Source organism: Inquilinus limosus MP06, assembly GCF_000767795.1.
GTDB lineage: Bacteria > Pseudomonadota > Alphaproteobacteria > DSM-16000 > Inquilinaceae > Inquilinus > Inquilinus limosus_E.
Genome location: NZ_JANX01000270.1, coordinates 1 through 8,134, shown reverse-complemented (window position 1 = coordinate 8,134; position 8,134 = coordinate 1). Strand labels below are relative to the sequence as shown.

General features: G+C 68.7%; 9 protein-coding genes and 1 pseudogene. All 10 read right to left on the bottom strand.

Translation table 11 applies throughout. The features are described from left to right. The coding region (locus P409_RS19700) for a chloride channel protein (protein WP_193366509.1) at positions 1–911 on the bottom strand (911 nt) is incomplete at its 3' end. Beyond that, entirely contained in the window at positions 908–1,288 is a 381-nt protein-coding gene (locus P409_RS19695; protein ID WP_034842059.1) for a HesB/IscA family protein, read from the bottom strand. The genes P409_RS19700 and P409_RS19695, both read right to left, overlap by 4 nt. A gap of 224 nt (positions 1,289–1,512) precedes the next feature. Then, positions 1,513–1,950, bottom strand: coding sequence for an iron-sulfur cluster assembly protein (locus P409_RS19690; RefSeq protein WP_202964731.1), 438 nt, complete (start codon positions 1,948–1,950; stop codon positions 1,513–1,515). Next, positions 1,947–2,387: a SufE family protein gene (locus P409_RS19685; protein WP_034842056.1), complete on the bottom strand. Its 441-nt coding sequence runs from the start codon at positions 2,385–2,387 to the stop codon at positions 1,947–1,949. Before P409_RS19685 ends, P409_RS19690 begins: the two co-directional genes overlap by 4 nt. 2 nt (positions 2,388–2,389) lie before the next feature. Next, entirely contained in the window at positions 2,390–3,643 is a 1,254-nt protein-coding gene (locus P409_RS19680) for a cysteine desulfurase (protein ID WP_052120972.1), read from the bottom strand. 5 nt (positions 3,644–3,648) lie between these two features. Continuing rightward, positions 3,649–4,977 (bottom strand): Fe-S cluster assembly protein SufD, encoded by a 1,329-nt coding sequence (gene sufD / locus P409_RS19675; protein WP_034842063.1) that lies wholly within the window; start codon positions 4,975–4,977, stop codon positions 3,649–3,651. Between the two features lie 7 nt (positions 4,978–4,984). Then, positions 4,985–5,734: a Fe-S cluster assembly ATPase SufC gene (sufC, locus tag P409_RS19670; RefSeq protein WP_034842052.1), complete on the bottom strand. Its 750-nt coding sequence runs from the start codon at positions 5,732–5,734 to the stop codon at positions 4,985–4,987. 66 nt (positions 5,735–5,800) lie between these two features. Next, entirely contained in the window at positions 5,801–7,255 is a 1,455-nt protein-coding gene (gene sufB, locus P409_RS19665) for a Fe-S cluster assembly protein SufB (RefSeq protein ID WP_034842048.1), read from the bottom strand. 234 nt (positions 7,256–7,489) lie between these two features. Beyond that, entirely contained in the window at positions 7,490–7,816 is a 327-nt protein-coding gene (locus P409_RS19660) for a ferredoxin family 2Fe-2S iron-sulfur cluster binding protein (RefSeq protein ID WP_034842035.1), read from the bottom strand. A gap of 82 nt (positions 7,817–7,898) precedes the next feature. After that, a pseudogene (locus tag P409_RS40400) lies at positions 7,899–8,134 on the bottom strand (cysteine desulfurase); the annotation flags it as partial.

The window sequence follows — 8,134 nt, the reverse complement described above, 5'->3', positions numbered from 1 at the left end:
CGGCTCGTAGCCGGTGCCGAAGGTGGCGCCGCCGGCGGCAGCCGACTCAGCGGCCACAAGGCGCAGCTGGCGCGGCGGCCAGCACCGACCGAGCGGCCGAACCGGGCGAACAGCCGCGGCAGCAGCCGGGTCAGGGCCAGGACGCAGCGGCCGAACAGGCCGCCCAGGACTCCCGCCAGCACCGCGACCAGCAGGAACACCGGGATCGCCCCGGCCGTGAAGTCGAGCGGGTGGCGGCCGAAATAGGTGTAGTCGCCGAGCACGGCGATGGCGACGGCGGAGGACAGAAAGATCGCCGCCAGCACCGCCATGCGGTTGCGGATGTCGAAGCCGGCGGCCAGTTCCTCCAGCGCGAACACGATGCCGGCCAGCGGCGTATTGAAGGCGCCGGCCAGCCCGGCGGCGCCGCCGGCGGTGATCACCCGCCGCAGCCGGGCCGGGGTGGCGTTCGCCGTCAGGCTGGCCAGGATCACCGCGCCGACCTGCACCGTCGGCCCCTCGCGCCCGATCGAGGCGCCGCAGGCCAGGCCGAACAGGCACAGCGCGATCTTGCCGATGCCGGTGCGGGCGTTCAGCTGGCCCGGCACCAGCTCCAGCGGCCGGCGCATCGCGGCGATGCATTGCGGGATGCCGCTGCCCGGCGCCGCCGGGAACAGCCGCTGCGCCGCCAGGGCGGAGATCCCGAAGCCGAGGGCGCCGAGGATCGGCGCCAGCCACAGCCGGCCATCGATGATCCAGGCGAAGAGGCTCTGCGCCCCGTCGGCAGCCTCGGCGAAGGCGACCGCCATGCAGCCGACCAGGAGGCCGCCGACGCCGAAACGCAGAAGCCGCCGCAGGCGCGGCGGCGACAGCAGGCGGCGAAGGGTTCTGGGGGTCAGGTCCGGGGCGGCACCGCCGGCCGGATGCGTCATGCCTGGGCCGGGGCCGGTTCCTTGCCCTCGGGCTGCGCCACCCGGAAGCTCTCGCCGCAGCCGCAGCGATCGACCTCGTTCGGGTTGTTGAACACGAAGCGGGCGCCGAACTCTTCCTGGACGTAGTCCATCTCGGTGCCGAGCAGGAACATGATCGCCGAGGGGTCGATCAGGACGGTGACGCCCTTGCTCTCGACCACATCCTCGAACTTCTTCCGCTCCTCGGCGTATTCCATGAAGTAGCTGAGGCCGGAGCAGCCGCGCGCCTTGACCCCGACCCGGAGGCCGATGATCGGCTTCGGCGACTTCGCGATCAGCTCGCGCACGCGGTCGGCGGCGCGGTCGGTCAGGGAAATCGGCGGCGGTAGGGCGCGCATCCTGTTCACCTCTTGTCCTCGACCCACAAGATGGGCCGATCGGGAAAAGACTTCAACGGTCTGCGGTTGCAATGCAGACGTTCCCCGGTGTCCCCACCCTTCCCTTTCTGTCATTGCCGGGCTTGACCCGGCAATCCAGGGGCCACCGAGGTCCGCTCCGGAAAGCCCCTGGATCCTCGGGTCAAGCCCGAGGATGACAAGCGGAGGAGGCTGGAGACCGGTTCCTACATCCCCAGCGCCAGCCGGGCGTCCTCGCTGGCTCGCTCGATCGACCAGGCCGGGCTCCAGGTCAGGTTGACCTTGGCCTCGGTCACGCCGGGCACGGCGCGGGCGCCCTTCTCGACAATCACCGGCATCGACCCGGCCACCGGGCAGTTCGGCGCGGTCAGGGTCATGTCGATCTCGACCTTGCCCTCCGGCGTCACCTCGACCCGGTAGATCAGGCCGAGCTCGACGATGTTGACCGGCAGCTCCGGGTCGAAGACCAGGGTCAGGTTGTCCATCACCGCCGAGCGGGTGGCCTCGACGTCGAGCGGATACTCGATCTTCGACAGCGGCGTGCGGACATGGATCCAGTCCGGCTCCGGCACGTCCAGCGTGCCGGCGCGCATGAAGTCGTTGAGGCCGAGGCCGTCATCGGGAAAATAGGCGCTTCGGGTCATGATGATGTCGCCTCCCGCGCGGCAAGGGTGCGCCGCGCGATCTCCTTGATCCGTTCCACCATCGAGGCCAGGCCGTTGCGGCGGCCGCTGGTCAGATGGGTGTCGAGGCCGAGCCGGTTGAACAGGCCGCGCAGGTCCATCGCCGCCACCTCCTCCGGCCGTCTGCCGGAGAACACGCCGGTGACGATGGCGATCAGCCCCTTGACGATGCGGGCGTCGCTGTCGCCCTGGAAGACGATGCGGTCCGGCGCTTGGTCCTCGGGCCGGGCGATCAGCCACACCTGGCTCTGGCAGCCATGCACCTTGTTGGCCTCGACGCGCTCGGCCTCCGGGAAGGGCGGCAGGGCGTCGCCCAGGCTGATGATGTAGGCGTAGCGTTCCTCCCAATCGTCGAGGAGGGAGAAGTTCTCCTCCAGCTCTTCCTGGGACAGCGACATCGTCATTTCCCGAACAGCTTGACCACCTTGTCCAGCGCCTCGGCCATCACGTCGATCTCGGCCTTGGTGTTGTACAGGGCGAAGGAGGCGCGGGCCGTGGCCGGCAGTTGCAGCCGCTCCATCAGCGGCTGGGCGCAGTGGTGGCCGGCCCGGACGGCGACGCCGGCCTGGTCGATCACCGTGCCGATGTCGTGCGGATGGGCGCAGTCCATGGCGAAGGAGATGATCGAGGCACGATCCCGTGCCCGGCCGACGATGGTCAGGCCCGGCACATGCGACAGCCGCTCGACGCCGTACTGCATCAGCTCGTGCTCATGCGCCGCGATGGTGTCGAGGCCGAGGGCGGTGACGTAGTCGATCGCCGCCTTGAGCGCGATGGTCTGGGCGATGGCCGGGGTGCCGGCCTCGAACTTGGCCGGCAGCTCGGCGAAAGTGGTGCCGGAGAAGCTGACGGTGCGGATCATCTCGCCGCCGCCCTGCCAGGGCGGCATCGCCTCCAGCAGCGCTTCGCGGCCGTAGAGGATGCCGATGCCGGTCGGGCCGTACAGCTTGTGGCCGGAGAAGGCCAGGAAGTCGCAGCCGAGATCCTGGACGTCGACCGGCATGTGGGTGATCGCCTGGGCGGCATCCAGGAGCACCTTGGCGCCGACCGCATGCGCCCGCTCGATCACCGCCTTGACCGGGACGATGGTGCCCAGCGCGTTCGACATGTAGGTGATCGAGACCAGCTTCGTCCGCGGCGACAGCAGGCGCTCGAACTCGTCGAGCAGGAAGTTGCCGTCGTCGTCGATCGGGGCGACCTTGAGGACCAACCCCTTCTCCTGCGCCAGCAGCTGCCAGGGCACGATGTTGGAGTGGTGCTCCAGCACCGAGACGATGATCTCGTCCCCTTCCTTCAGGAAGGCGCGGCCGTAGCTCTGGGCCACCAGGTTGATCGCCTCGGTGGTGCCGCGGGTGTAGACGATCTCCTTGATCGAGGCAGCGTTGATGAAGCGCTTCACCGCCTCGCGCGTCGCCTCGAAGGCATCGGTCGCGGCGCCGCTGAGATAGTGCAGCCCGCGATGGACGTTGGCGTATTCCTCTTCGTAGACGCGGCTCTCGGCGTCGATCACCGAGCGCGGCTTCTGCGCCGAGGCGGCGTTGTCGAGATAGACCAGCGGCTTGCCGTAGACGGTGCGGGACAGGATCGGGAAATCCGCCCGGACCGCGTTCACGTCATAGGCGTTGATGCCGCTCGCATGCAGCCGCGTGTCCATCGGCTCTAACCCTCCTGGTGCCGCCCGGCGAGCCACTGCCCGACCGCGGCCTCGAACTCCTCGCGCACCGCCTCGTCGGCGACCTCCTCCAGCGCCTCGCGCAGGAAGGCCTCGACCAGCAGGGCCCGCGCCGTGCGCTCGTCGATGCCGCGGGCGCGCAGGTAGAACAGCGCCTCGGCGTCGATCTCGCCGACCGTGGCGCCGTGGCTGCACTTGACGTCGTCGGCGTAGATCTCGAGCTCGGGCTTGCTGTCGATCTCGGCGGTGCGCGACAGCATCAGCGCCCGGTTCAGCTGGTAGCCGTCGGTGCGCTGGGCGTCGCGGCGGACGATGATCTTGCCCTGGAAGACGCCCCTGCCCTTGCCGTCCAGCACGCCCTTGAACACCTCGCGCGACCGGCAGTCCGGCACGGCGTGGTCGATCAGCGTGGTGGTGTCGATGTGGCGGCTGCCATCGGCCAGATAGGCGCCGGTGACGTGCCCGTTGCCGCCGCGGCCGGTGAAGGTCGCCACCACCTCGGTCCGCGCCAGGTCGGCGCCGAGGCTGAGGGTGAAGCTGTCATAGGTGGCGTCGCGGCCGATGGTGGCGCTGCCGTTCAGCAGATGCACCGCCTGCAGCCCCTCGCTCTGCCGCCGGTAATGGCGCAGCCGGGCGCCGTCGCCGATCTCGGCATCGACCACCGCATTGGTGAAATAGCCGGTGTCGTCGGTGCCGTGATAGGCCTCGATCAGCGTCGCCTGGCTGTTGGCCCCGGCCAGCACCAGGATGCGCGGATGGCTGGCCACCGCCGCGGCGCCCGGCGCCGACAGGAAGACCAGCCGGACCGGCGCGTCGATCACCGCGCCGGGGGCGATGCGCAGCACCGCGCCATCCTCGACCAGGGCGGCGTTCAGCTCGACCAGCGATGCGTCGGCGGCCCTGGCGAAGCGGGTTTCGACCTCGGCGTCGCCGGCCTCCAGCGCCGCGGCATAGCCGTCGAAGCGCAGCCCCTTGGGCAGGCTGTCGAGATGCGACAGCTCCGGCCGCAGCCGGCCGTTGACGAAGACCATGGACGGGCCCTGCGCCGGCACGAAGGCGCGCAGGGCTTCGGGCAGCGCCGCGTCGGCCGGAGCGGTGGCGCCGTTCAGGCCCAGCTTCTCCAGCCGCCGCAGGTCTGTGTACTTCCAGGCTTCCTGCTTGCGCGTCGGCAGGCCCAGGCTCTCGAACCGGGCCATGCCCGCCTCGCGGCGGCGGGCGACGGCGCTGTGGCCGACGCCGGGCAGCGCCGAGCGGCTGGCCGAGAAACGCTCGCGCTGGGCGGCGACGACGGGGGAGGTGGCGGTGGCTTCGCTCATCTCGGCCTCACGCGGCCGCGGGGACAACGCCCGCGTAGCCCTTCTCCTCCAGCTCCAGCGCCAGCTCCTTGCCGCCGGACCGGACGATCCGGCCGTCGGCCAGGATGTGGACGTGGTCGGGGACGATGTAGCTGAGCAGGCGCTGGTAGTGGGTGATCACCAGGAAAGCGCGGTCGGGGGAGCGCAGCTTGTTCACGCTCTCGGCCACCACCTTCAGCGCGTCGATGTCGAGGCCGCTGTCGGTCTCGTCCAGCACGGCAAGGCTCGGCTGCAGCAGCGCCATCTGCAGCGCCTCGTTGCGCTTCTTCTCGCCGCCGGAGAAGCCGACATTAACCGAGCGCTTCAGCATCTCGGCGTCGATGCCCAGTTCCTTCGCCTTCTCGCGCAGCAGCTTGGTGAACTGCATCGGGTCCAGCTCGGCCTCGCCGCGATGTTTGCGGTGGGCGTTGTAGGCGGTGCGCAGGAAGGTGACGGTGCCGACGCCGGCAACCTCGAGCGGGTACTGGAAGGCCAGGAACACGCCGGCGCGCGACCGCTCCTCCGGCTCCATCGCCAGCAGGTCCTCGCCGTTGAAGGTGATCGACCCGCCGGTGACCTCGTAGCCGTCGCGGCCGGCGATGACGTAGCTCAGCGTCGACTTGCCGGAGCCGTTCGGCCCCATGATGGCGTGGATCTCGCCCTTGCTCAGGGCCAGCGACACACCCTTCAGAATCTCCTTGCCGTCGACGGCGACGTGCAGGTCCTTGATCTCCAGCATTCCGCGTTCCCTCGCCGCTTCACACGGCCTTCCTCGAACAAAGCGGCCGCACGGGGCGGCCGGATTTCAACCGACCGAGCCTTCCAGGCTGATGCCGACCAGCTTCTGGGCCTCGACCGCGAACTCCATCGGCAGCGCCTGCAGCACCTCGCGGCAGAAGCCGTTGACGATCAGGCCCAGCGCCTCCTCCTCGCCGATGCCGCGCTGGCGGCAGTAGAAGAGGACGTCCTCGCTGACCTTGCTGGTGGTCGCCTCGTGCTCCACCTGCGCCGTCGGGTTGCGGCTCTCGATATAGGGCACGGTGTGGGCGCCGCACTTGTCGCCGATCAGCAGGCTGTCGCACTGGGTGAAGTTGCGCGCGCCCTCGGCGCCCGGCAGGATCCGCACCAGGCCGCGATAGGTGTTGTCCGACTTCCCGGCCGAGATGCCCTTGGAGATGATCCGGGAGCTGGTGTTCTTCCCGATATGGATCATCTTGGTGCCGGTGTCGGCCTGCTGGCGGTTGTTGGTGATCGCCACAGAGTAGAACTCGCCGACCGAGTTGTCGCCCTGCAGGATACAGCTCGGGTACTTCCAGGTGATCGCCGAGCCGGTCTCGACCTGGGTCCAGCTGACCTTGGAGTTGCGGCCGCGGCAGGCGGCGCGCTTGGTGACGAAGTTGTAGATGCCGCCCTTGCCCTCCTCATCGCCCGGATACCAGTTCTGGACGGTGGAGTACTTGATCTCGGCGTCGTCCAGCGCCACCAGCTCGACCACCGCGGCGTGCAGCTGGTTCTCGTCGCGCTGGGGCGCGGTGCAGCCTTCCAGGTAGGAGACGTAGCTGCTGTCGTCAGCGATGATCAGGGTGCGCTCGAACTGGCCCGTATTCTCCGCATTGATGCGGAAATAGGTCGACAGCTCCATCGGGCAGCGCACGCCCTTGGGGATGTAGACGAACGATCCGTCGGTGAAGACGGCGGAGTTCAGCGTGGCGAAGTAGTTGTCGGAATATGGCACCACCGAGCCGAGATACTGGCGCACCAACTCAGGGTATTTCTGCACTGCCTCGGAGATGGAGCAGAAGATCACGCCTTCCTTCTCCAGCGCCTCCTTGAAGGTGGTGGCGACGGAGACGCTGTCGAACACGGCGTCGACGGCGACGCCGGCCAGCTTCTCCTGCTCGCGCAGCGGGATGCCCAGCTTGTCGTAGACGGCCAGGATGTCGGGGTCGACCTCGTCCAGGCTGCCGAGCTTGGGCTTCTTCTTCGGCGCGGCGTAGTAGTAGGCGTCCTGATAGTCGATCGGCGGATGGCTGAGCCGCGCCCAGTGCGGCTCCTCCATCGTCTGCCACAGCCGGAAGGCGCGCAGGCGCCATTCCAGGAGCCATTCGGGCTCGTTCTTCTTGGCGGAGATGAAGCGGACGGTCTCCTCGGTCAACCCCTTCGGCGCAGTCTCCATCTCGATATCCGAGAAGAAGCCGTGCTTGTAGCGGCTGTTCGTGATCTCTTCGACCTGCCGGACCGTCTCCTGGACTGCCGCCATGCCTCGCTCCTCAACCCTGTGCCAGATCCGATTAACCGAGTGGGCTAGTCGGGTACTCCGATGCGGAAGGCCCCAAAGGTTGCCCCTTGGGAGGCCAGTGTTGCCGCCCTTCTCACGCCAATAGATAGGCGTTTCGGCGACGATTGCCAGCGAAAACCCGACTGCGAGAGTCGTTCTCAGCCGCGCTCCGCTGGACCCCGGCATGCGGACCGCTCATGCCGGAACGTCCTTGTATCACATCATGTTGTTGCTGCCGCCCGGCAGCCGGACCGTCAGCCCGTCGAGCTCGTCGTTCATGATGATCTGGCAGCCGAGGCGCGAGGTCTTGGTCAGGCCCCAGGCGAGGTCGAGCATGTCCTCCTCGTCCTCTCGCGCCGGCAGCAGCTTCTCGTACCAGTCCGGCTCGACGATCACATGGCAGGTCGAACAGGCCAGGGAGCCCTCGCAGGCGCCTTCCAGATCGACATCGTATTTGTGCGCGATCTCCATGATCGACAGCCCGGCCGGGGCGTCGATCTCGCGCCGGTTCCCGTCCGGCTCGATGAAGATGATCCTGGGCATTCCGGCCCTGCTCCTGCTCGAAAACGTGGTGTTCTACGAAAGCCGCGGACCGGCGGCAACCGGCGAAACCTCATGCCTCCCTTCAGGCCACCGCACGGCTGCGCCTTCGCCGCGACAGATCGGCCCAGGCGGCGACGCAGCGCTCGATCGCCTCGGCATCCGTCGCCGGCCCGAGGCTGATCCGGATGGCGCTCTCGGCCAGGTCGCCCGGCAGGCCCATCGCCTCCAGCACATGGCTGCGGCGGACCTTGCCGGAGCTGCAGGCCGAGCCGGCACTGACCGCGACCCCGGCGAGGTCCAGCGCCGCGACCTGGGTCT

What these genes read in the sequence shown, in the direction of transcription:
- P409_RS19695 (WP_034842059.1), bottom strand. Translation starts at nt 1,288, where the DNA reads ATGCGCGCCCTACCGCCGCCGATTTCCCTGACCGACCGCGCCGCCGAC.
- P409_RS19690 (WP_202964731.1), bottom strand. Translation starts at nt 1,950, where the DNA reads ATGACCCGAAGCGCCTATTTTCCCGATGACGGCCTCGGCCTCAACGAC.
- P409_RS19685 (WP_034842056.1), bottom strand. Translation starts at nt 2,387, where the DNA reads ATGTCGCTGTCCCAGGAAGAGCTGGAGGAGAACTTCTCCCTCCTCGAC.
- P409_RS19680 (WP_052120972.1), bottom strand. Translation starts at nt 3,643, where the DNA reads ATGGACACGCGGCTGCATGCGAGCGGCATCAACGCCTATGACGTGAAC.
- sufD (WP_034842063.1), bottom strand. Translation starts at nt 4,977, where the DNA reads ATGAGCGAAGCCACCGCCACCTCCCCCGTCGTCGCCGCCCAGCGCGAG.
- sufC (WP_034842052.1), bottom strand. Translation starts at nt 5,734, where the DNA reads ATGCTGGAGATCAAGGACCTGCACGTCGCCGTCGACGGCAAGGAGATT.
- sufB (WP_034842048.1), bottom strand. Translation starts at nt 7,255, where the DNA reads ATGGCGGCAGTCCAGGAGACGGTCCGGCAGGTCGAAGAGATCACGAAC.
- P409_RS19660 (WP_034842035.1), bottom strand. Translation starts at nt 7,816, where the DNA reads ATGCCCAGGATCATCTTCATCGAGCCGGACGGGAACCGGCGCGAGATC.